Annotated in this window: 18 protein-coding genes; 5 read left to right on the top strand and 13 right to left on the bottom strand. The window is 67.8% G+C overall.

Annotated elements, in window-relative coordinates; all coding sequences use genetic code 11:
• Positions 1-49 precede the first annotated feature (49 nt).
• Positions 50-1,630, bottom strand: coding sequence for an indolepyruvate oxidoreductase subunit beta family protein (locus AC1Q9M_RS07570; protein ID WP_382323518.1), 1,581 nt, complete (start codon positions 1,628-1,630; stop codon positions 50-52).
• Positions 1,631-1,633: 3 nt separating this feature from the next.
• Positions 1,634-3,781, bottom strand: a complete 2,148-nt coding sequence (locus tag AC1Q9M_RS07565) for a thiamine pyrophosphate-dependent enzyme (RefSeq protein ID WP_492433130.1) — start codon at positions 3,779-3,781, stop codon at positions 1,634-1,636.
• 122 nt (positions 3,782-3,903) lie between these two features.
• Between AC1Q9M_RS07565 and AC1Q9M_RS07560 the strand changes: the two genes are divergently transcribed.
• Positions 3,904-4,836, top strand: coding sequence for a LysR substrate-binding domain-containing protein (locus AC1Q9M_RS07560; protein WP_382160689.1), 933 nt, complete (start codon positions 3,904-3,906; stop codon positions 4,834-4,836).
• A gap of 13 nt (positions 4,837-4,849) precedes the next feature.
• Positions 4,850-5,650 carry a 2-keto-4-pentenoate hydratase gene (locus tag AC1Q9M_RS07555; protein WP_492433127.1) on the top strand — a complete coding sequence of 267 codons (801 nt, stop codon included), beginning with the start codon at positions 4,850-4,852 and terminating at the stop codon, positions 5,648-5,650.
• Here the strand turns inward: AC1Q9M_RS07555 and AC1Q9M_RS07550 are convergent.
• The 8 genes from AC1Q9M_RS07550 to xdhA are packed head-to-tail and all read right to left on the bottom strand — an operon-like array spanning position 5,647 to position 15,930.
• A complete protein-coding gene (locus AC1Q9M_RS07550) occupies positions 5,647-6,150 on the bottom strand; it encodes a nucleoside deaminase (protein WP_492433125.1) in 504 nt (167 codons plus the stop codon). The two genes, AC1Q9M_RS07555 and AC1Q9M_RS07550, sit on opposite strands and share 4 nt — an antisense overlap.
• The gene (locus AC1Q9M_RS07545) at positions 6,147-7,067 is read right to left on the bottom strand and encodes an ABC transporter permease (RefSeq protein WP_492433406.1); all 921 of its coding nucleotides are present in this window, start codon (positions 7,065-7,067) and stop codon (positions 6,147-6,149) included. Before AC1Q9M_RS07545 ends, AC1Q9M_RS07550 begins: the two co-directional genes overlap by 4 nt.
• Complete coding sequence (locus AC1Q9M_RS07540; protein WP_492433123.1) at positions 7,067-8,170, bottom strand: ABC transporter permease; 1,104 nt, start codon at positions 8,168-8,170, stop codon at positions 7,067-7,069. Before AC1Q9M_RS07540 ends, AC1Q9M_RS07545 begins: the two co-directional genes overlap by 1 nt.
• Entirely contained in the window at positions 8,160-9,749 is a 1,590-nt protein-coding gene (locus AC1Q9M_RS07535; protein ID WP_382323513.1) for an ABC transporter ATP-binding protein, read from the bottom strand. The genes AC1Q9M_RS07540 and AC1Q9M_RS07535 overlap by 11 nt, the downstream gene beginning before the upstream one ends.
• 36 nt (positions 9,750-9,785) lie before the next feature.
• Entirely contained in the window at positions 9,786-10,871 is a 1,086-nt protein-coding gene (locus AC1Q9M_RS07530) for a BMP family ABC transporter substrate-binding protein (protein WP_382327235.1), read from the bottom strand.
• A 48-nt stretch (positions 10,872-10,919) separates the two neighbouring features.
• The gene (gene xdhC, locus AC1Q9M_RS07525; protein ID WP_492433119.1) at positions 10,920-12,041 is read right to left on the bottom strand and encodes a xanthine dehydrogenase accessory protein XdhC; all 1,122 of its coding nucleotides are present in this window, start codon (positions 12,039-12,041) and stop codon (positions 10,920-10,922) included.
• Positions 12,038-14,398 (bottom strand): xanthine dehydrogenase molybdopterin binding subunit, encoded by a 2,361-nt coding sequence (gene xdhB, locus AC1Q9M_RS07520; RefSeq protein ID WP_492433117.1) that lies wholly within the window; start codon positions 14,396-14,398, stop codon positions 12,038-12,040. The genes xdhC and xdhB overlap by 4 nt, the downstream gene beginning before the upstream one ends.
• Positions 14,395-15,930 carry a xanthine dehydrogenase small subunit gene (gene xdhA, locus AC1Q9M_RS07515; RefSeq protein WP_492433115.1) on the bottom strand — a complete coding sequence of 512 codons (1,536 nt, stop codon included), beginning with the start codon at positions 15,928-15,930 and terminating at the stop codon, positions 14,395-14,397. The genes xdhB and xdhA overlap by 4 nt, the downstream gene beginning before the upstream one ends.
• A gap of 111 nt (positions 15,931-16,041) precedes the next feature.
• On the opposite strand from xdhA, the gene AC1Q9M_RS07510 reads away from it, so the two are divergent.
• From AC1Q9M_RS07510 to AC1Q9M_RS07500, 3 genes are all read left to right on the top strand, one after another.
• On the top strand, positions 16,042-16,833 hold the full coding sequence (locus AC1Q9M_RS07510) for a GntR family transcriptional regulator (RefSeq protein ID WP_444688340.1): 792 nt from the start codon (positions 16,042-16,044) through the stop codon (positions 16,831-16,833).
• Positions 16,834-16,940: 107 nt separating this feature from the next.
• Complete coding sequence (locus AC1Q9M_RS07505) at positions 16,941-18,635, top strand: AMP-binding protein (RefSeq protein ID WP_492433113.1); 1,695 nt, start codon at positions 16,941-16,943, stop codon at positions 18,633-18,635.
• 26 nt (positions 18,636-18,661) lie between these two features.
• Positions 18,662-19,639 (top strand): NAD-dependent epimerase, encoded by a 978-nt coding sequence (locus AC1Q9M_RS07500; RefSeq protein ID WP_382323505.1) that lies wholly within the window; start codon positions 18,662-18,664, stop codon positions 19,637-19,639.
• Between the two features lie 7 nt (positions 19,640-19,646).
• Here the strand turns inward: AC1Q9M_RS07500 and AC1Q9M_RS07495 are convergent, their stop codons facing one another.
• From AC1Q9M_RS07495 to AC1Q9M_RS07485, 3 genes are all read right to left on the bottom strand, one after another.
• The gene (locus AC1Q9M_RS07495) at positions 19,647-20,123 is read right to left on the bottom strand and encodes a low molecular weight protein-tyrosine-phosphatase (RefSeq protein WP_291115547.1); all 477 of its coding nucleotides are present in this window, start codon (positions 20,121-20,123) and stop codon (positions 19,647-19,649) included.
• Positions 20,124-20,190: 67 nt separating this feature from the next.
• Positions 20,191-20,496 (bottom strand): H-NS histone family protein, encoded by a 306-nt coding sequence (locus AC1Q9M_RS07490; RefSeq protein ID WP_382160701.1) that lies wholly within the window; start codon positions 20,494-20,496, stop codon positions 20,191-20,193.
• A 67-nt stretch (positions 20,497-20,563) separates the two neighbouring features.
• Positions 20,564-21,553 carry an RluA family pseudouridine synthase gene (locus AC1Q9M_RS07485; protein ID WP_382323504.1) on the bottom strand — a complete coding sequence of 330 codons (990 nt, stop codon included), beginning with the start codon at positions 21,551-21,553 and terminating at the stop codon, positions 20,564-20,566.
• Positions 21,554-21,697: the final 144 nt, after the last annotated feature.

Below are 21,697 nucleotides of genomic sequence, written 5' to 3'. Positions count from 1 at the left end.
GTCTCCTGGTTGTTGAGGTTTTTCAAGAAAGGTCGCATGGTGCAGGCATTCATGCGTGAGGGGTGACCGTGGTTTCCCGGGGTGGGGCCTTCGCGGCCCAGAACACGGGCTGCGCCTTGGGGCCGGGCGCGGCGCGGTGCGCCTGGTTGAGCTTGCCTTCGGGATCGGCGAGCGTGGTCCGCAGGGCCTCGCGCAAACGGGGGGCGACCTGCTCGGCGTCGGCGGTGCCACCGAGCACCGGCGCCACGTGCATGGCCCACAGGCGCGCGTAGTTCTCGCGGCCGCGCACCTGCGTGTCGCCATAGCCCTTGAGCACCTGCGGCAGGCCCGCGAGCACCAGCGCCAGCGCGGGCGACTGCCGCAGCACCTGGCGCATGGCGGCGAGCCACACGCCCAGCGTTTCGTGCTCCTGCGCGTAGCGCAGCGAACGCGGCCGCAGCGGGCGCAGCCAGGCCAGGCTGCGCAGCATGAGATAGCCCCAGAGGCTGGTGGAGCGGATGTGCAGGCCCACATGGGCCTTGCCCATCCAGCCGCGCTTCGTGGCCAGCGCCACCAGCCACTGCCCCAGCGCACGCGGCAGCACCGCCGCCACTTCGTCCACACCCGGCTTGAAGTGCTCGGTGACGCGCACGATGTCGCCCGGCTTGGCCTGGGCTTCGCTCGCCACGCGCGCGTAGCGGCTGCGCCGCGTCTTGAGGTCGGCGACGCGGATCACGTCCTCGAAGCACATCCACAGCGCGAGGTGGCGCACCGCCTCTTCCAGGGCCTCGCTGGCGGCAGGTGGCGTCGCGTCCACCAGGCCTTGCACATGGTCGAAGAAGGTCTGGGCGTAGCGGTCGTTCTGGTAGTCGCGGCAGCGCAGCGCGCCGTGCGCGGCGAGCAACTGCACGGCGGGCGGCCAGGTCTGCAGGCGCACCATCCACTCGCCCTGCAACACGGACGGCAGCTGGGCATCGGCCAGCACCTGCAGCGCGTCTTTCGACACTTCGGCGGCGGGAATCGAAGGTTGCGCGGCCTCGTCGAACGCAGCGGCAAAACCGGCCAGGCTGGCCTGCACGCCCTTGCCGGATTCGCGGATCACGTCCTCGCACACGCTGCGCGGCCAGGGCAGCACACCGGCGCCGGCGAGCGCGCCGAACATCACGGCGGAGACCACGGTGCCGGTCTTCACTGTCACGGCTTCCATGTCGAACAGCACCGCATGGCGCGCCAGCGCACGCGCGGCATCGGCCAGGCACTGCGGGTCCTGCCGGCCGTCGGCCATGTGCATCTTCTCCACCGTGGTGTAGACGCGGTGCGTGGACGCGATCAGCGTGGTGCGGCCGGTCACGAAGCCGCGCTCGACCATGCGAGCGGCTTCCAGCAGCTCGCTGGCCACCAGCACGTCCACGCGGCCGGCCACCGGTGTGAGGCCGAACACGGGATGGGCCGACCCGCTCACGGGTTCGCGCAGCAGCTCGATGTAGTAGCTGGTGGCGCCGGTGCGCTGCGCCACGCCGGGCACCGAGGTGGCCTGCACCGGCAGGCCGTGGCGGCGCGCGCACTGCACCAGCCAGTCGGCCAGCACACCGCCGCCTTCGCCGCCGAGCGCGGCGATCAGGATGCCGTAGGAGTTGTCTTGTGGGGTCATGGCTCAGGCCGGCTGCAGCAGGCCGATGAAGAAGCGGTTGAAGCGGTCGGTGAGGCGGTCCCACCAGCTGGGGTGCGTGACGATCTCGATCTTGTGGAACGAGGGGCACAACACGGCGGCGTCGGCCACCTCGCCGCACAGGCCGCAGCCCACGCAGCCGTTGGTGACGTGCGCCACGGGTTCGCGCCGCAGCGGATCGTTCGTGGGTTTGACGGTGAGCGTGGGGCAGCCCGAGAGGCGGATGCAGGAGTGGTCGCCGGTGCAGGTGTCCTCGTCCACACCGTAGCGCGTGCGCACGCTGCGCAGGCCTTCCTTGAGGCGGCGCGCGCGGATCGGCTTGAGGCGGCGCTGGCGTTCGAGCTGGCACTCGCCTTCGGCGATCACCACCTTGAGGCCCTTGAACGGCGAATTCACCGCCTCCTTCAAGACATCGCGCACCTTGGAGACGCGGTAGTTGTGCACCGTCTTGACCCACTTCACGCCCATGCCCTGCAGCGTGTTCTCGATCGTCATCTCGTCGGCCGTGGCGCTGGAGCCTTCGGCCACGCGCTTGGCTTCGGAGGCCGGCGTGGACATGGTCTCCTGCGTGCCGGTGGCCGAGGTGTAGCCGTTCTTCATGATCACCAGCACGCCGTCGCCCTGGTTGAGCAGGGTCGAGCTCACGCCCGAGAGCAGGCCGTTGTGCCAGAAACCGCCGTCGCCCATGATGGCGATCGGCCGCTTGGCCGAGAAGTTCTTCACCGCCGCGCTGGACGCCATGCTCATGCCGTAGCCGAGGATGGAGTTGCCGAACGAGAACGGTTCGAAGGTGGCGAAGGAATGGCAGCCGATGTCGGTGGAGATGTGCAGCTTGCCCACCTCGCGCTCGACCAGCTTGAGCGCGGCGAACACCGGGCGCTCCGGGCAACCGGTGCAGAAATTGGGTGGGCGCGCGGGCAAGCCGCCGCCGAGTTCGGCCAGCGCGCGCTCGCGCACCTCGGCCAGCTCGGTGCTGAAGGTGGTCGCCGCGGTGGTGTCCAGCGTGGGCAGGTGCTCGCCCACGAAGGCCGTGAGGCCTTTCAGCAGGATCTCGGCCGTGTACTCGCCGCCCATGGGCAGCAGGTCCTTGCCGTGCAGGCGCGTCTGCAGGTCGGCGCGGCGCAGCTGCGTGGCGATGTCCTGCTCGATGAACTCGGGCTGGCCCTCCTCGATCACCAGCACCGCGCGCTTGCCGGCGCAGAAGGCGGCGATCTGCTCGGGCACCAGCGGGTACACCACGTTGAGCACCAGCATCGGAATGTCGCTCTCGCCCGTGCCATTGGCCAGGCCGGCCTGCTGCAGCGCGCGCATGGTGGTGTTGTAGAGCCCACCCTGCACGATCAGGCCCACCTCGCCGTGGCGCCCGTCGAAGTGCTCGTTCAGGCCCGCTTCCTCGATGAACTTGCGCGCCGCCGGCATGCGCACTTCGTACTTGTGCTTCTCATGGCGGAAGGTGGACGGCGGGTGCGAGAGGCGGTCGTAGCTGAACGAGGCCGCCTCCTGTTGCAGCAGGCGGCTGGAGATGGCGGGCGCGATGTTGTCGCTGGCCACGAAGCTGCCCTGCACGTGGCAGGCGCGGATGCGCAGCTCCATCATCACCGGCGTGTTCGAGGCCTCGGAGAGTTCGAAGCCCTTCTCGACCATGCGCACGATGGTCGGCAGGTTGGGGCGCGGGTCCATGAGCCAGAGCGCGGACTTCATCGCGAAGGCGTGCGTGCGCTCCTGGATCACGCTGGCGCCTTCGCCGTAGTCCTCGCCCACCACGATCAGCGCGCCGCCCATCACCCCCGGCGAGGCCAGGTTGGACAGCGCGTCGGACGCGACGTTGGTGCCGACCACCGATTTCCAGGTGACCGCACCGCGCACCGGGTACATGATGGACGCGGCCAGCATCGCGGCCGCCGAACTCTCGTTCGTGCAGGCCTCGACGTGCACGCCGAGTTCGTCCATGTAGGGCTTGGCCTGCACCATCACATCGAGCAGATGGGAGATGGGTGAACCCTGGTAGCCGCCGACGTAGGTGACGCCGGACTGCAGCAGTGCCTTGGTCACCGCCAGAATGCCTTCGCCGTGGAAGGTCTCGCCGTGGCCCAGCTTGAGGGCCTCGATTTCGCTGTGGAATGAACGTTCCAACCGTGGGTCTCCTGTCGTTATGCCCGGCAATGTAGGCGCCCCATCCCCATCTGACAAATGGATTGATCTGATGTGGTGTATTCACGGCATGGATAATCAGGGCCAACCCTGAGAGGCTCGCCATGAACTTCCGCCAACTCGATCTCAACCTGCTGCGCGTGCTCGGCGCGATCCACCGCACCGGTTCGGTGACGGCGGCCGGCAAGGCGCTCGCGCTCTCCCAGCCCGCCACCAGCAACGCCCTGGCGCGCCTGCGCGACTACTTCAAGGACGACCTGTTCGTGCGCTCGCCCAGCGGCCTGCAGCCCACGCGCCTGTGCGAGCGCGTGGCACCCGAGGTGCAGGCGCAGTTGCAGATGCTCGAAGCCCTGGTGAGCGTGCGCGACGACTTCGACCCCGCGCGCAGCGAGATGCGCTGGCGCCTCTCGCTGTCGGACCTGGGCGAAATGATGTTCCTGCCGCCGCTGGCGGCGGCCCTGCGCCAGCAGGCGCCGCAGGCGCACGTGACCAATGTGTCGGTGGCGGCGGAGGACGTGCCGGCCGCGCTCGAATCGCGCGACATCGACTTCGCCATCGGCATCCTGCAGCCGCGCCACCGCGGCGTGCGCGCCGAGCTGTTGTTTCGCGAGCACTACGTGGCGCTGACCTCCTCGAGCTGGCGTCCCGCCTCGGGGCCGGCGGGGCGCACGCTGAGCGCCCGCCAGTTGTCCGAGGCCTCGCTGGTCGTGGCCTCGCCCACCGCCACCTTCCACGGCAGCGTCGAAAAGATGCTGGTGCGCATGAAGCTCTCTGAGCGCATCGTGCTGCGCGCGCGGCACTTCGGCGCCCTGCCCGAGCTGGCGCTCAACACCGACCTGCTGACCATCGTGCCGCAGATGTACGCCGCCAACCTCGGCCAGCGCCACGACCTGCGCGTGTGGGAACTGCCGCGCGCGGCCGCGCCCAGCTACGAGGTGCGCCTGGTCTGGCATGCCAGCACCGCGCAGGACCCGGCGCACCAGTGGATCCGCGCCCAGGTGCACCGCCTGTTCGGGCGCGCCGACACCAGCGCCTGACTATGATGGGCCCATGAACCCGCAGACCCTGCTCGACCACCTGGACCAGGGCCGCCTCTGGCCCGCCCCGCTCAGCGCGCAAGCCGGCTTCGATCTGGACGCCGCCTACGCACAGGCCCTGGCGGTGCGCGACCTGCGCCTGGCGCGGGGCGAGCGGCCGCGCGGCTACAAGGTGGGCTTCACCAACCGCACGATCTGGGCACGCTACAACGTGTTCGCGCCGATCTGGGGCACGGTGTGGGACACCACGCTGACGTTCTGCGAAGGCGAAGGCCGCGTGTCGCTCGCGCACACCTGCCAGCCCCGCCTGGAGCCCGAGACCGTGTTCGGCCTGAAGGCCACGCCCGCGGCGAACGCCACACTGGACGATCTGTTCGACGCCCTCGACTGGATCGCTCCGGGCTTCGAGATCGTGCAGTCGCACCTGCCCGACTGGAAGTTCCTGCCGGTCGACACCGTGGCCGACGGCGCACTGCACGCGCATTTGCTCGTGGGCCGGCGCGTGGCCTTGAGCGGGCTCGCGAGGAACGCCGACGAACTCGATGCGCTGCTGGCCAACGCCGGTGTCACGCTGCTCAAGAACGAAGAACCGGTCGAACTGGGCCAGGGCAGCAACGTGCTCGACAGCCCCTTGCGCGCGCTCAAGCACTTTGTCGACACCCTGCGCGCCTGCCCCGGCGCGCCCGATCTGCGGCCCGGCGACGTGGTCACCACCGGCACCTGGACCGACGCCTGGGCGGTGCGGCCCGGCGAGCGTTGGTCGGCGCGCTTCACACCGCCCCTGCCCTCCCTCACGGTGGATTTCACCGCTTAGGACGGCGCGTCCCAGAAGCCGGCATGCGGTGCAGCTGCCTCTTCTTCCAGCAAGGGGCCGATCACCTCGATGGCGCGCTGGCCGCGCGCGAACACCTCGCGGCAAGGCAGCGAGAAAGTGGGGTTATCGGGGTGGTCACCGGTCAGCCCCAGCAAGGCGTGCTCGGACAGCGCGTACACCACCCGGCCGATGCCGGTCCAATAGACCGCGCCGGCGCACATGCAGCAGGGCTCGGCGCTGGTGTAAAGCGTGCATTGCGCCAGTTCCTGCGGCGTCAGTTGCCGCGCGGCCAGGGCGGCGGCGGCCAGCTCGGCGTGCTGGGTCGGATCGCCTTCGGGTGGCATGGAATTGTTGCCCGCGCTGGAGACGACCCGCCCCTGGGCATCGGCCACCAGGGCCGCGAACGGGTGGCGCCCGCGCGCACGCGATTGCGCCGACAAGGCGATCGCCTGGCGCAGCAACTCGATGTCGGCTTCAGAGGGATTCGTGTTCGGGTTCATGACGCGGGACGGAAGGACAGGCCCAGCGAAGCGGGCGTGTTGAGGCGGATGCGCAGCGCATTGCTGGAGATGACGACCAGCACCACCACGGTGGCCAGGTAGGGCAGCATGGACAGGAGCTGGGACGGCACTGCGACGCCTCGGCTCTGCGCAAAGAGCTGGGCCACGGTGATGCCGCCGAACAGGTAGGCGCCCAGCAGGATGCGGCCCGGCCGCCAGGTGGCGAACACCACCAGCGACAGGGCGATCCAGCCCCGCCCCGCGGTCATGCCCTCGACCCACATGGGCGTGTACATGACGGCGAGAAAGGCACCCCCCAGGCCGGCCATGGCACCACCGAACAGGGTGGCGAGATAACGCACCCGGTTCACCGGCAGGCCCAGGGCATGCGCGGACGAAGGCGATTCGCCCACCGATCGCAGCTTCAGCCCGGCACGGCTGCGGTAGAGAAACCACCACACGGCAGCGAACAGCATCCACGACAGGTACACCAGCGGCTGGTGCTGGAAGAACAAGGGGCCGATCACCGGCAGCGCCGCCAGGCCGGGCAGCGCCCAGACCGGCTGGGTGGGCAGGACGATGTTGACGTAGCTCAGGCCCGCGTAAGCGCTCAGGCCGACGCCGAAAATGGACAACGCCAAGCCGCAGGCCACCTGGTTGGCCATCAGCGTGAGGGTGAGAAAGGCAAACAACAGGGACAGCACCATGCCGGCGAGCACACCGGCCACGACGCCGATCCACAGGTTGCCGCTGGACGAAGCCGCCGCGAAGGCCGCGATGGCGCCCACCAGCATCATGCCTTCGACACCGAGGTTGAGCACACCCGATTTTTCGGTCACGAGCTCCCCCAGGGCCGCGAAGGCGATGGCGGTTCCCGCACCGATGGTGGCGACCACCACGGGCAACAGCAAGTCGATCATGCAGGGACTCCTTCACCCGCCGGCCGAGGCGCCGGCAGGACCGGACGGACCACACGCAGGCGGTAGTTGATGAACACATCCGTTCCCAGCAGGATGAACAACAGCATGCCCTGGAACAGACCGGTGATGGCGGCGGGCAACCCCAGGCTCATCTGCGCGGCTTCTCCGCCCAGATACAGCAGGGCCATGAGCAGGCTGGCCAGCACGATGCCCACCGGGTGCAGCCGGCCGACGAAGGCCACGATGATCGCGGCGAAACCGTAACCGGGCGAGACCACGGGCAGCAGCTGCCCGATCGGTCCCGCCACCTCGCCAACGCCCGCCAGGCCAGCCGCCACGCCGCCCGCCAGCATGCCCACCCACACGGTGCGCTTCGGATCGATGCCCGCGAACAGGGCCGCAGCGCCCGACAGGCCCGCCACGCGCATCTGATAGCCCAGGATGCTGCGGCTCATGAAGATCCACACCAGGCCCACCACCGCCAGCGCGACGAACAGGCTGGCGTTGAAACGCGTGCCCTCGATCAGGATGGGAAACAGCGCGCTCTCGCCGAACATGATGGTCTGCGGGAAGTTGAAGCCGTCGGGGTCGCGCCACGGGCCATAAACCAGGAAGCTCAGCACGAGTTGCGCCACGTAGGTCAGCATGAGGCTGGTCAGGATCTCGTTGGCGTTGAAGCGGGTGCGCAACACGGCCGGGATGGCGGCCCAGAGCGCCCCGCCCACGGCGCCGGCCAGCATCATGGCCGGCAGCAGCCACACACCCTGAGCGCCATGGAAAAGAACCGCCAGCCCCCCACCCGCGATGGCGCCCATCACCAATTGGCCTTCGGCGCCGATGTTCCAGATGTTGGCGCGAAAGCCCACGGTGAGGCCGGTGGCGATCAGCATGAGCGGCGACGCCTTGAGCGCCAGCTCACCCAGGCCGCCCAGGCTGCTGACGGGTGTCACGAACAAGGCCTGGAACGCCGCCAGCGGGCTGTGCCCGAGGTACAGGAACATCAGGCTGCCGATGACCGCCGTCAGCGCCAGCGCCACCAGCGGAGAGCCATAGCGCATCACCGCCGATGGTGCCGCGCGCGATTCGAGCTTAAGCCGCATGGCGTTGCTCCTCCCATGAGGTGTTCAAGGCGGCGGGGGCCTCGGCGCCGGGCCACAGCCCGCTCATCCACAAACCCACCTCTTCCACGTCGGTCCCGTCGCGCGCACGGACGGGCGAAAGCCGGCCCCCGGCCATCACGCACAGCGTGTCGCAGATCTCGAACAGCTCGTCGAGATCGTCCGAGATCACCAGCACGCCCACACCGGCGTCGCGCAGCGCGATCAGCGAACGCCGGATGAAGGCGCAGGCCTGCACGTCCACCCCCCAGGTGGGCTGCGCCACCACCAGCAGGCGGGGCGACAGCAGGATTTCGCGGCCCACGATGAACTTCTGCAGGTTGCCGCCCGACAGGCTCTCCGCCGGGGCCTGTCCACCGCCGCACTTGACGTTGAAGTCCACGATGCAGCGCCGCGCGAACGCCGTGATCGCAGGGGTGTCCACCAGACCGTTCCGGACGAAGCCCTTGGCATGGGCGGTCAACAAGGCGTTTTCGGTCAGCGACATGGCGGGCACGGCGCCCCGCCCCAGCCGCTCCTCCGGCACGAAACCGAGGCCGGCGCGGCGGCGCTCGGCCGGTGGCAGGTGCCCGGCCGGCGTGTCCAGGATGCGGATCGCGTCGGCGCGCCGGCACAGGGCTTCGCCCGAGAGCAGGCGAAGCAACTCCTGCTGCCCGTTGCCCGAGACGCCGGCAATGCCCAGGATTTCTCCGGCGTGGACCGTCAGGCCAACGTCGCTGAGGTCGGTGCCGAAGGGGTCGTCTGCGGGCTGGCTGAGCTGGTCCACCACCAGCACGGGGGCGCCGCGCACCGCCGACCGGGTGCCAGGCTGGCACGGGCTGACGTCCTCGCCCACCATGAGGCGCGCCATCGTGACCTCGGTTTCGCGGCGGGGGTCGCACCGCCCCACCACGCGGCCGGCCCGCAGCACGGTCGCGCCATGGCACAGCGCCCGGATCTCGTGCAGCTTGTGGCTGATGTAGAGGATGCTGCAGCCGCCCTCGGCCAGCTGCCGCAGCGTCTCGAACAGCTTGTCCACCGCCTGCGGCGTGAGCACCGACGTGGGCTCGTCCATGATGAGCAGCTGCGGGTTCTGCAGCAGACAGCGGATGATCTCCACCCGCTGGCGCTCCCCGACCGAGAGCGAATGCACATGGCGCCCGGGATCGACCGCCAGCCCGTAGCGCTGCGAGATCGCTTCGATGCGCCGTGCCAGGTCCACCAGATCGGGCCGGCCGGGCAGACCGAGCGCGGCGTTTTCGGTCACGGTCAGCGTCTCGAACAGCGAAAAGTGCTGGAACACCATGCCGATGCCGAGCGAACGGGCGTGCGCCGGATGGGCGATCCGCACCTCCTCGCCGTTCCACCACAGGGTGCCGGCGTCCGGTTTCACCGCCCCGTAGATGCACTTCATGAGCGTGCTCTTGCCAGCACCGTTCTCGCCGAGCACGGCATGGATCTCACCGGGTTCGACGGTGAGATCCACCTTGTCGTTGGCGACGATGGCCGGATAGGCCTTGGTCAGGCCGCGCAGCTCCAGACGGGGCGCGCGGGCACGGACGATGGTTTCGAGTGGGGTCATGGGTCTTTGTGTCCTTGGGGCAGCGAGGCGGTCGCGTCAGCGCCGCGTGGGCAGGCGGCCCTGGATGCCGGCACCGAGCCAGTCGATCTTGCGCAGTTCGTCGTCGCTGGGCACCACGCCGGCGGCCACGCGTTCCTTGCCATCCTGGTCAAGAATCGGCCCCACGAAGGGATGGAAGCTGCCCGCCTTCATCTCCGCTTCCTTGCGCACCAGCAGCGCCTTGAGGTCGGTCGGCAACGAGGGGTTCAAGGCCACCATGCGGATCACCCCCTCCTTCGCACCCAGCCATGCATTGCCGGGCTTCCAGCTTCCGTCGATCACCGCCCTGGTGATGTCCACATAGGGATTCGACCAGTCCAGCAAGGCACAGGAGAGTTGCGCCTTCGGCCCGTACTTGGACATGTCGCTCTGCCAGGTCACCGCACCCACGCCGCGCTCTTCGGCCACCTGCACGGCGACGGGCGAAGACAGCACCGAGGTCAGGATGTCCGCCCCGTCGCTCAGCAGGGCGTTGGCCGCCTCGCGCTCGCGGCCCGGGTCGTACCAGGTGTTGAGCCAGACGATGCGCACCGTGCCTTTGGGGTTCACGCTGCGCATGCCCTGGATGAAAGCGGTCAGGCCGAGCACCACCTCGGGCACGGGCAGCGAGGCGATGTAGCCCACCACGCCGCTCTTGCTCATGTGCCCGGCCACCACGCCGTTCAGGTAGAAGCCTTCGTACACGCGCGCCGAGTAGACGCCCATGTTCTTGCTCGTCATGAAACCCTGCGCGTTCATGAAGACCGTGTCGGGGAACTGGGCGGCCACCTTGGCCATGGGGTTCATGTAGCCGAAGGACACGCCGTAGATCAGCTTGGTGCCGCTTTGCGCCAGTGTGCGCATCACACGCTCGGAGTCGGCGCCCGTGGGCACCTGCACGTACTTGGTCTTCACCTGCGCACCGAGCTTCTGCTCGATCGCCAGGCGCCCGTTTTCATGCTGCCGCACCCAGCCCACATCGCCGATGGGGTTGTCGTAGAGGAACGCGACCTCCAGGGGCGCCTTGCCCTGTGCGCGAAGAAGTCCAGGCGCGGCCGCCAGGGATGCGAGCGAGAGAACGGCCGATCTGCGGGATGGGTTCATGATGGGTCCTTGGTGTCGTTGAAGTTCCATGGGCGAGAGCGTCACCCGTCAGCACTGGGTCTCGGCGATGCGCGCGCTTGCCGCGCCCGCGTTCCGCCATCCCATCGGTTCGGGGCCGCGCGCGATCTCCTCGCGCAGGCCCAGCAGTTGAGCGGCGACCGCGACAGCGATCACACCGGGCTCCTTGCCACTCACACCGTCGATGCCGATCGGGCACCGCATGCGGCACAACATGGCGCGGTCGATGCCGCGATCGGCCAGGCGGTGCTCGAAGCTGCGGCGCTTGGTGGCCGAGCCGATGAGCCCGAAGTACCGGAAATCGGCCCGGCGCAGGAGGCGCAGACTCAGCTCGAAGTCAAGCGCGTGGCTGTGGGTCATGACCAGATGGCAAGCCCCTGGCGGCGCTTCATCCACCTCGTGCTCGCCGTCGTCCGAACACAGCACGCGCACGTTGGGCGGCACCTCGCTGGGAAATTCATCGGGCCGGCTGTCCACCCAGGTCACGCGGCAAGGCAGCAGGCCCAGCACGGCGACCAGCGCTCGGCCCACGTGGCCCGCGCCATGGACCCACACGTCCAGCCCGGGAGGTTCGATGCGCTGCACGAAGCGCCGCGGCCCGTTCTTCTGCGGGGATGGCGGCCCTTCGGGTGCCGTCAAGGCCGGCGTGGTGAGCAGGTCGCGCGCCAGACGCCACGTGGTGGCATCCGCCTCGCCGCGTTGCCAGGCGCCCGACGAGGGCGCCAGGACCAGTCGGGTGTGGGAGACCCCATCGACCACACTGGCGATCACGGCCGCTTCGCCGCGCTGCAAGGCTTGCTGCAACACATCGATCCAGTCCAGCGCGGCGCCGACTTCGAGTTCGAACATCAACTCGACCGCGCCACCGCAGCATTGCCCCAGGCGCGCGCCGAGCGCGAAGGCCTGCCAGTGCGCCCCGGTGACAGCCAACCGCAGGTGCCTCCTCGCAATGGCCATGGCTTCGTGCTCCAGGTGCCCACCACCGATCGTCCCCTCCGTGCCCTGCGCGGTGACGAGCATGCGCGTGCCGGTCTCGCGCGGCACCGAGCCTCGCGTCTGGACCACCGTGACCAGCACGAAGGGCGTGCCGCTGTCGCGCAACCGCGCCGCGCCATGGAGCCAGCCGCTGTCCACGGTGGAGGTGCCGTTCATGCCAGGACCGCTTCTTCGAGCCGGGGCTGGAGCGCATCGGCGCGCTCCCGCAGGTCGAGCACGCTGAACAGGATGCGCTCCGCGGTGGCGGGCGCATCAAGCTGGGGCGACAGGCGATGCCCGGCCACGCTGGCGATCGCATCGCGGATCGCATGGAACACCGAGATGCCATGCAGCAGAGGAGGCTCGCCCACCGCCTTGGACCGGTGGATCGAGTCTTCCACGTTGCCGGCCGATTCGTAGAGCGCGACGCGGAAATCACGAGGCATGTCGCTGGCCACCGGGATCTTGTAGGTCGAGGGCGCATGCGTCGTGAGACGCCCTTGGGCATTCCAGCAAAGCTCTTCCATGGTGAGCCAGCCCATGCCCTGGGCAAACGCCCCTTCTACCTGGCCCCGATCGAGCGCCGGGTTGAGCGACCGCCCCACGTCGTGCAGGATGTCGGCGCGCAGCACGCGGCACTCGCCGGTCAGCGTGTCAATCACCACCTCCGTCACGGCCGCGCCATAGACGAAATAGTAGAAAGGCCGGGTACCGCTCAGCGTCGAGCCGTTCCAGTCGAGCGTGGGGGTGCGGTAAAAGCCGGTGGCCGACAGCGAGATCTGGTGGAAGTACGCGAGCTTGACCAGTTCGGTGAACGCCACCGTGCGCTCCCCCACCTGCACCGCATTGCGCACGAACCGCACCTGCTCCTGCGGCACGCCGAAATGCTTCGCCGCGAAGTCGATCAGCCGCTCGCGGATCTGCCGCGCGGCCGCCTGAGCGGCCTTGCCATTGAGGTCGCTGCCCGAGGAAGCGGCCGTGGCCGATGTGTTGGGCACCTTGCTGGTGTCCGAGGAGGTGATGCGGATGCGGTCGACATCGATCATCAGCTCCTCGGCCACCACCTGCGAGACCTTGGTGAACAGGCCCTGCCCCATCTCGGTGCCGCCGTGGTTGAGCATCACGCTGCCGTCGGTGTAGACGTGCAACAGCGCGCCCGCCTGGTTGAGGTGCGGCGAGGTGAACGAGATGCCGTACTTCAAAGGCGTCAGCGCGATGCCCTTTCGCAAGTGGGCGTGGGTGGCATTGAAGGCACGCACGCGGGCCTTGCGCTCCCGGTAGTCGGCGCTCTTCTCCAGCGTGGCGACCAGATCCTCGATCACGTTGTCCTGGAGCGTCTGGCCGTAGTGCGTGACGTTCCTCGACCCGGTGCCGTAGAAGTTGGCGCGCCGCACGTCCAGCGGCTCCCTGCCGAGGTGAAAGGCGATCTCGTCGATGACCTGCTCGATGCCCAGCGCCCCTTGAGGCCCGCCGAAACCCCGGAACGCGGTGGCCGACACGGTGTTGGTCTTGCAGCGGTAGGAGTGGATGGCCACGTGCTCCAGGAAATACGTGTTGTCGCTGTTAAGCACAGCGCGGTCGTTCACGCCGGCCGACAGATCGGCCGAATAACCACAGCGGCCTGCCAGGTCCATCTCCAGGCCGAGGATGCGGCCATCGCCGTCGAAACCGACGTCGAAGCAGGTCTCGAAGTCGTGGCGTTTTCCGGTCATCACCATGTCGTCGTCGCGGTCCACCCGGAGCTTCACCGGCCGGCCTGTCTTCTGGGCCAGCAGCGCGGCGTTGCAAGCGAACAGCACGGAACCGCTCTCCTTGCCGCCAAAGCCACCCCCCATGCGGCGGCATTCGGCCACCACGTCCTTTTCGTCCAGGCCCAGCGCATGCGCGACGTGGTGCTGCGTCTCGGTCGGGTGCTGGGTCGAGGTGTAGACGTGCATGCCCCCGTCGTCGCGCGGTACCGCGTAAGCCACATGGCCTTCGAGGTAAAACTGCTCCTGCCCGCCCATGCGGAACCGCTTGCTCAGCCGATGGGGGGCCTGCTCGATGGCCTGGCGCGCATCGCCACGCACGACATGGCGCGTGGGCAGCACGAAGCTCTGGTTCGCCATCGCCTGCTGCACGGTGAACACCGGCTCCAGGTCTTCGTACTCCACCACCGCCAGGCGCAGCGCCCGCCGCGCGGCCTCGATGGATTCGGCGGCCACCGAGAACAGCGCCTGCCCCACGCATTGCACGATGCCCTGCGCGAGGATGGGTTCGTCCGCCACCACCGGCCCGCAGTCGTTGGTGCCGGGGATGTCTTCGGCCACCATGGCGGCCACCACACCCGGCGCGGCGCGCACCGCGGAGAGATCGATGGAGCGGATGCGGGCGTGGGCCCGCGTGCTCTGACCCACCGCCGCGTAGAGCGTGCCGCGCAGCTCGGGCAGATCGTCCGTGTAGTTGGCCCGGCCCGTGACATGCAGCGCACCACTGTCATGCCCGATGGATTGGCCGACACCCCCGAGCGGGTTGGGCCGTGCATCCTGGTTCATGCGAACACCTCCTCGTCAAGCACACTGATCCGGGTGTCGCCCGTGGTTTCGAAATGGAATTTGCGCAGGAGGTTGCGCGCCACCAGCCGGCGGTAGGACTTGCTGGCGCGCATGTCATCGATGGGCTCGAAGTCTTGGTCGAGCGCGGCGATGGCCTGGCGCACCGCCGCCTCGTCCCAGCGGCCCTGCAACAGGGCCGCCTCGCAGCGGGGCGCGCGGCTCGGCGTGGCGGCCATGCCGCCAAAGGCCACCCGGACGCGCTGCACCGTGCCGTCATCACCACACACCAGAGAGAACGCCCCGCACACCGCGGAAATGTCCTGATCGAAGCGCTTCGAAATCTTGTAGGCACGAACCTGCAGGCGCGGGTCGCGCAGGGGGATGCGAATGCGCTCGATGAATTCGCCGGCGGCCAGCACGTTGCGCTGGTACCCGGTGTAGAACGCGTCCAGAGGTACCTCGCGGGTGTGCGGCCCGCGCCGCAGCACCAGACTGGCATCGAGCGCCATCAGCACAGGCATCGAGTCGCCAATGGGCGAACCATTGCCGATGTTGCCGCCCAGCGTGCCCGCATTCCGGATCGGCACCGAGGCAAATCGGCGCGCCCATTCGGCCAGCTCCGGGTACTGCTCGACCAGGGGCTCGAAAGCATCCGTCAACGCCACCGCCGCACCGATCTCGAGGTGGCTGGCGCTGCGCTCGACGCGGCGCAAGGCCTCCACCCGCCCGACGTACAGCAAGGCCGGCAGGTCCTGGCGCTTCTTGGTCAGCACCAGACCAAGGTCCGTCCCGCCAGCGAGGATGCGCGCATCGGGGTGGGCCATGCGAAGCGCGGCGAAATCGTCCAGTTCCACCGGTGCCCAGAACTGCCGGCCGTGGGCATCCAGCGCCACGCTTTCACCCGCATCCGCCACCGATGAAACCGGGGTAAGACACGCCGCGCCCCCCTCCGCACATTGCGGGCCGGCCTTTCTTGCCGCATCGACGATGGGCCGGTAACCGGTGCACCGGCAGAGGTTGCCCGCCAACGCGCATTCGATCTCGTCGCGGCTGGCATCGGGCCTCGACACCAGCAGCGCATGCAGCGACATCACGAAACCCGGCGTGCAGAAACCGCACTGCGAAGCGTGGACATCGACCATGGCCTGCTGCACCGGGTGGAGATCGGCACCCGGTTTGGCCAGCCCCTCCACCGTCAGGACCTCCTTGCCGTGCAAGGTCGGCAGCAACTGGATGCAGGCATTGACCGCGCGGCGGCGCACGCCCTGACCATGCGGCTCGCTCACGACCACGGTGCAGGCGCCGCAATCGCCTTCGGCGCAGCCCTCCTTGGTTCCGGTGAGCGCGAGCGCCTCGCGCAGGTGATTGAGCAAGGTGCGGTTGGGATCGGGGTTGTCCAACCGGTGGGGCTGGCCGTTCACCACGAAGTGGATGCGCGACGGCGCCGCGGGTGGCAACGATGGCTGGTTCTCGCTTGGCATGGATTCCTCGTGGCTGAAACGACAGGCGTTCGATGGCGGCAAGTCTTTCACTGTCAACAATTAATGTCAACATAGTAAAAACGCTAGTGTTAACATTTTTTGGCCGCATAAAATCCGGCACCACCCTGACGGGTGCAAGCAGCCCTCACCAGAGAACACACCATGGCAACGAGGAAGACGAGCGCTGGAGACACCACGACCGGTGGCCCGGCGACACCCCCTTTCAAGAAGTCGGCCCGGACCGCCGTCGAACCGGCGAAGCCTGCGGGCAAGGCACGCGAGCCGGAGGAGTCGCCCGAGGAGCGCGTTTACAGAACCCTGTACGACGGCATCCTGGATCGACGCCTCGCCCCCGGCACCAAACTCAAGGAGATACCGCTGGCGCAGGCTTTCGGCGTCACGCGTGGCGTCGTGCGAAAGACGCTGGCACGGCTCGCCACCGCCAAGGTGGTCACCCTTCGATCGCAGCACGGCGCCAGCGTGGCCAGCCCTTCGCTGGAGGAAGTCGGCCAGATCTTCGCGGCCCGGCGGCTGATCGAGGGTTTCGTGATCGAGCGGCTGGCCGAGTCGATCGACGCGGACCAGCTCAGGACCTTGCGTGAGCTCATGAAACAGGAACGGGACACCTACCGCGCAGGTGACATGCGCACCGGCATCAAGTTGTCGACCGACTTTCACGTGCAACTCGCGCAATGCGCCGGCAACACGGTGCTCACCGAATTCCTGCAGCAGCTGGTGGCCCGCACGCCCTTGATCTTTCTCGCGCACGGTGACCCTGGCAAGAGCGTCTCCTGCTCGGACCAGGAGCACGCGAACATCATCGCGGCGGTGATCGCGGGCGACACCGAGCGGGCAGTCAAGGCGATGCGCGCGCACCTGGACCATCTCGAAAGCCACGTCGTGCCGGCGGAGCGCACAAAGCCATTGGACCTCGCGCAATTGCTGGGGCTGTGACTCCGCCGGGATCCGCCGGTGGCGCCCCAACAGGTGAAACCCTCTAAACAGCGTGCGGAGGGCTTGGTAGATTCCCCCTTCGCACACACACAACGGAGACACGTCACATGACCCAAGTCGCGCCCGAGCTGCTCGCCCTGCAACGCCTGTACCACTGGGAAAAGACCGATCCCAAGCGCGTTGCGCTCACACAGCCCATGGGCGCGGGCGCGGTGCAGGAATTCACCTGGGCCGAGATCGGCGACCAGGTGCGGCGCATGGCCACCCACCTGCAATCGCAAGGCTGGGCGCCGGGCTCCAAGGTCGCGATCCTCTCGAAGAACTGCGCCTGGTGGATGATGAGCGACCTCGCCATCTGGATGGCCGGCCACGTGTCGGTGCCGCTCTACCCCACGCTCGCGGCCGAGACGGTGCGCCAGATCCTCACCCACAGCGAGGCCAAGGCCTGCTTCATCGGCAAGCTCGATGGCTGGGAAGGCATGAAGCCCGGCGTGCCCGCCGGCCTGCCCTGCATCAGCTACGCGCTCTCGCCGCTGGACGCGATCCAGGCTTACGAAGGCTGGGACGCGATCTGCGGCCGCCACCAGCCGCTGCAGGGTGAGCCCACGCGCGGCGCCGACGAACTCGCGACCCTGATCTACACCTCGGGCACCACCGGCATGCCCAAGGGCGTGATGCACAGCTTCGGCAACTTCGCCTGGGCCATCGACTCCGGCGTCAAGCGCATCCCGCTCTCGGGCGAAGACCGCATGCTGTCCTACCTGCCGCTGGCCCATGTGGTCGAGCGCATGCTGGTCGAACACGGCTGGCTGCGCACCGGCATGCACGTGTACTTCGCCGAGTCGCTCGACACCTTCGCCGCCGACCTGCAGCGCGCGCGGCCCACCATCTTCTTCTCGGTGCCGCGCCTGTGGGTCAAGTTCCAGCAGGGCATCCACGCCAAGATGCCGCCGGCCAAGCTCAACCGGCTCCTGCGCATCCCCATCCTGGGTAGCATCGTGCGCCGCAAGGTGATGAAGGCCCTGGGCCTGGACCAGTGCAAGTTCGCCGCCGGTGGCGCCGCGCCCATGCCCATGGCCCTGCTGCAGTGGTACAGCCAGCTCGGCCTGAACATCAACGAGGGCTACGGCATGACCGAGAACCTCGCGCTCTCGCACATCACCGAGCCGGGCAAGAACCAGCAGGGGACCGTGGGCCCCACCTACGCCGGCGTGCAGCACCGCCTCGACCCCGAGACCGGCGAGGTGCAGATGCGCAGCCAGGCGCTGATGCAGGGTTACTACAAGGAGCCCGAGAAGAGCCGCGAGGCCTTCACCGAAGACGGCTGGCTCAAGACCGGCGACAAGGGCACGATCGACAAGCAGGGCCTGCTGCGCATCACCGGCCGTGTGAAAGACCTGTTCAAGACCGGCAAGGGCAAGTACGTGGCGCCCGCGCCGATCGAGGACAAGCTGGTGATGCACGAGGCCGTGGAAGCCTGCGTGGTGACCGGCGCCAACCTGGGCCAGCCCCTGGGCATCGTGATGCTCAACGCGGACGCGGCCGCGCGCGTGGCGAACGACGCCGCCGCGCGCACCGAGCTCGAAACCTCGCTGGCCAGCCACCTCAAGGGCATCAACGCCACGCTGGACCCGCACGAGCAGCTGCAGTGCATCGTGGTCGTCACCACCGCCTGGACGGTGGACAACGACATCATCACGCCCACCTTCAAGGTCAAGCGCAACCGCATCGAAGACCTGTACGCGCGGTACTACGAAACGTGGGAAACGTCCGGAAAACGGGTGATCTGGCAGAAAGACTGAGGCAGGCTGGCGGCTAACATACCGCCATGCACATCCTCCTTACTGGCGCGGCCGGCTTCATCGGCATGCACACCGCCCAGCGCCTGCTGGCGCGCGGCGACACGGTGCTCGGCATCGACAACCTCAACGACTACTACGCCGTCGCGCTCAAGCGCGCCCGGCTGGAGCCGCTGCAGAAGCACCCGGGTTTCGCCTTCGAACAGGTCGATGTGGCGGACCGCGAGGCCATGGCCCGGCTGTTCGCCAGCCACCGCTTCGACGCCGTGGTGCACCTGGCGGCCCAGGCCGGTGTGCGCTACTCGATCACGCACCCCAACGCCTACCTCGACAGCAACCTCACCGGCTTCGGCCACATCCTGGAAGGCTGCCGCGCGCAGAAGCCGGGCCACCTGGTCTACGCGTCCAGCTCCAGCGTGTATGGCGGCAACACCAAGATGCCGTTCGAGGAAACCGACGCCGTCGACCACCCGGTGAGCCTGTACGCGGCCACCAAGAAGGCCAACGAGCTGATGGCCCACACCTACAGCCACCTCTATGGGCTGCCCACCACCGGCCTGCGTTTCTTCACGGTGTACGGGCCCTGGGGCCGGCCCGACATGGCCTACTTCAGCTTCACCCGCGCGGTGCTCGAAGGCCGGCCGATCCAGGTCTTCAACCACGGGAAGATGAAGCGCGACTTCACCTACATCGACGACATCGTCGAAGGCGTGCTGCGCGTGCTCGACAAACCGGCCATGCCCGAGAACGCGGGTGGACCGCCCTACCGCATCTTCAACATCGGCAACCACGACCCGGTGCCGCTGATGGACTTCATCGGCTGCATCGAACAGGCGCTGGGGCGCGAGGCGATCAAGGAATTCCTGCCCATGCAGGACGGCGACGTGCCGGCGACCTACGCCAGCACCGAGGCCCTGCACCGCTGGGTGGGCTTCGCGCCCTCCACGCCTCTGAAGGACGGCATCGAACGCTTCGTGCGCTGGTACCGCGAGTACCACCAGGCCTGAAGCCGCCTCAGTCCAGCGTGCTCAGCACCCGTGCGAGCACGCCCTCGCTGCCCTGCTCGCACAGGCCCAGCACCACCTCGAAGCCCTGGGCATTGCCGTAGTAAGGGTCGGGCACTTCGCGCCGGCCCTCCACACCCGCGTACTCCAGGAACAGGTGCAATTTGTGCTGGTGCTCGGGCGGGCACTTGAAGCGCAGGTTCTCCAGGTTGTCCGCGTCCATGGCGAGGATCAGGTCGAAGTTCCGGTAGTCCTCATCGCGCACGCGGCGGGCCCGCTCGCGCTCGATCTGCGGGTAACCGCGCGCCATCGCCAGGGTGATCGCCCGGCGGTCGGGCTTCTCCCCCTGGTGGCCGGCGTAGGTGCCGGCGGAATCCACCTCCACCCGCTGCGCCAGCTGGCGGCGCGCGATGGCGGCGTGCAGCACGCTGGCCGCCATGGGCGAGCGGCAGATGTTGCCCATGCAGACGACAAGTATTCGAAACATGCTTTCGAGGGTACCAAAGACAAAGCCCGCCAGAGGCGGGCCGTGTGCAAGGAGGCAGGGGAGTGGATCAGATCAGGTAGCTGTCCAGACTCTTGCCCGATGCCAGCACGGCGCGAACCCATTCGGGTTTGCGGCCCGGGCCACCTGCCCAGAGTTCACCGTTCGGGCCTTTGTACTTGGCCGGTGCGGCCGATTTGGATTTGCCGGTCTTCTTGGTCGCCGAGGTGCTGCCCAGATCGGCGGTGGTGATGCCGAATTGCTTCATCTTCGCCTTGATGTCGGCGATGACCGCGGAGAGCTCGTCCTTGCGCGCCTGCTCGGCCTGTGCCATCAGGTTCTGGGCTTGCGCCATGAGTTCGGAATAACTTGCCATTGAAATCGTCCTTTTTAGGTAATGTTTGATCCATCCGGAACCGGATGTCTGCCAACGACGCAGACCATCATTCTATTCCGGGGGATCGCCATTTATATAGCTCCGGCGGCAATTCGGCCTGCAGTTCCAACGCGGATTTGGTGACAGGATGTGTCAACCTCAAACGCCAGGCGTGCAGGAACATGCGTTTCAAACCAATTCGCGCCAATTGCCGATTGAGTTCGAAATCGCCGTATTTGTCGTCGCCCGCAATCGGATGGCCGGCGCTGGACAAATGCACGCGAATCTGATGGGTGCGGCCGGTCTTGATGGTGACCTCCAACAGGCTGAAGCCTTCGGGAACGACCGCCTCCAGCCCTGGTGGTGCGGGCACGCGCTGCGCCACCTTCACCAGCGTGACCGAGCGCATGCCGTCCGGATCGTCGGCTGTCGTCACCCTCACACGGCGTTCGCCATCAGGTAATAGGTATTTGTGCAAAGGCTGGTCCAGCACCTTCAGGCGGGCGGGCCAGGCGCCTTTGACCATCGCCAGATAGGTTTTTCCGGTTTCACGTTCGCGAAATTGGTCCTGCAATGCCTTGAGCGCGCTCTTTTTCTTGGCAATCAGCAACAGGCCGCTGGTTTCCCGGTCCAGGCGATGCACCAATTCGAGCAATCGGGCCTGCGGCCGAGCCTGGCGCATTTGTTCGATCACGCCGAAACTCACGCCGCTGCCACCATGCACCGCCACGCCGGCGGGCTTGTCAATCGCCAGAAAGGCCTCGTCCTCGAACACGACCGGGAATTCGCGCGCCGGCGCCGGATGGGCCGCCTTCTCTTCGGCGCGTTCGGACAGCCGGATCGGCGGAATGCGCAACACATCGCCAAGGGCGACGCGGTCGTCGGCCGACACCCGGCCCTTGTTCCGGCGCACCTCGCCCGAGCGGATGATGCGGTAGATGTGCGATTTGGGCACCCCTTTGAGGATGCGGATGAGGAAGTTGTCCAACCGCTGCCCCGCCGACTCTTCGTCAACCGTGATGTGTCGGATTTCCCCCGAATTCGGGTTGCTGAGCATGGGTGTGAATAAGGCCACCACGAATGGCGGGGAGCTGACTATAATGCGTCACACCCGTCGTGTGCCGTAAGTGATTGATTTACCTTGAGTTTAAGGCAGTCACCCAAGGCAAGGGACCGCAGCTTGCAAGGCAAGGCGTCCGCC

It is taken from the genome of Hydrogenophaga sp. GW823-FHT04C09 (assembly GCF_058796355.1).
This window is presented reverse-complemented; position numbering and strand designations above follow the sequence as displayed.

Excerpts from the sequence above, each read along its gene's own strand:
- AC1Q9M_RS07570 (WP_382323518.1), bottom strand. The coding sequence starts at position 1,630 with ATGACCCCACAAGACAACTCCTACGGCATCCTGATCGCCGCGCTCGGC.
- AC1Q9M_RS07560 (WP_382160689.1), top strand. The coding sequence starts at position 3,904 with ATGAACTTCCGCCAACTCGATCTCAACCTGCTGCGCGTGCTCGGCGCG.
- AC1Q9M_RS07555 (WP_492433127.1), top strand. The coding sequence starts at position 4,850 with ATGAACCCGCAGACCCTGCTCGACCACCTGGACCAGGGCCGCCTCTGG.
- AC1Q9M_RS07550 (WP_492433125.1), bottom strand. The coding sequence starts at position 6,150 with ATGAACCCGAACACGAATCCCTCTGAAGCCGACATCGAGTTGCTGCGC.
- AC1Q9M_RS07540 (WP_492433123.1), bottom strand. The coding sequence starts at position 8,170 with ATGCGGCTTAAGCTCGAATCGCGCGCGGCACCATCGGCGGTGATGCGC.
- AC1Q9M_RS07535 (WP_382323513.1), bottom strand. The coding sequence starts at position 9,749 with ATGACCCCACTCGAAACCATCGTCCGTGCCCGCGCGCCCCGTCTGGAG.
- AC1Q9M_RS07530 (WP_382327235.1), bottom strand. The coding sequence starts at position 10,871 with ATGAACCCATCCCGCAGATCGGCCGTTCTCTCGCTCGCATCCCTGGCG.
- xdhC (WP_492433119.1), bottom strand. The coding sequence starts at position 12,041 with ATGAACGGCACCTCCACCGTGGACAGCGGCTGGCTCCATGGCGCGGCG.
- xdhB (WP_492433117.1), bottom strand. The coding sequence starts at position 14,398 with ATGAACCAGGATGCACGGCCCAACCCGCTCGGGGGTGTCGGCCAATCC.
- AC1Q9M_RS07510 (WP_444688340.1), top strand. The coding sequence starts at position 16,042 with ATGGCAACGAGGAAGACGAGCGCTGGAGACACCACGACCGGTGGCCCG.
- AC1Q9M_RS07505 (WP_492433113.1), top strand. The coding sequence starts at position 16,941 with ATGACCCAAGTCGCGCCCGAGCTGCTCGCCCTGCAACGCCTGTACCAC.
- AC1Q9M_RS07500 (WP_382323505.1), top strand. The coding sequence starts at position 18,662 with ATGCACATCCTCCTTACTGGCGCGGCCGGCTTCATCGGCATGCACACC.
- AC1Q9M_RS07495 (WP_291115547.1), bottom strand. The coding sequence starts at position 20,123 with ATGTTTCGAATACTTGTCGTCTGCATGGGCAACATCTGCCGCTCGCCC.
- AC1Q9M_RS07490 (WP_382160701.1), bottom strand. The coding sequence starts at position 20,496 with ATGGCAAGTTATTCCGAACTCATGGCGCAAGCCCAGAACCTGATGGCA.
- AC1Q9M_RS07485 (WP_382323504.1), bottom strand. The coding sequence starts at position 21,553 with ATGCTCAGCAACCCGAATTCGGGGGAAATCCGACACATCACGGTTGAC.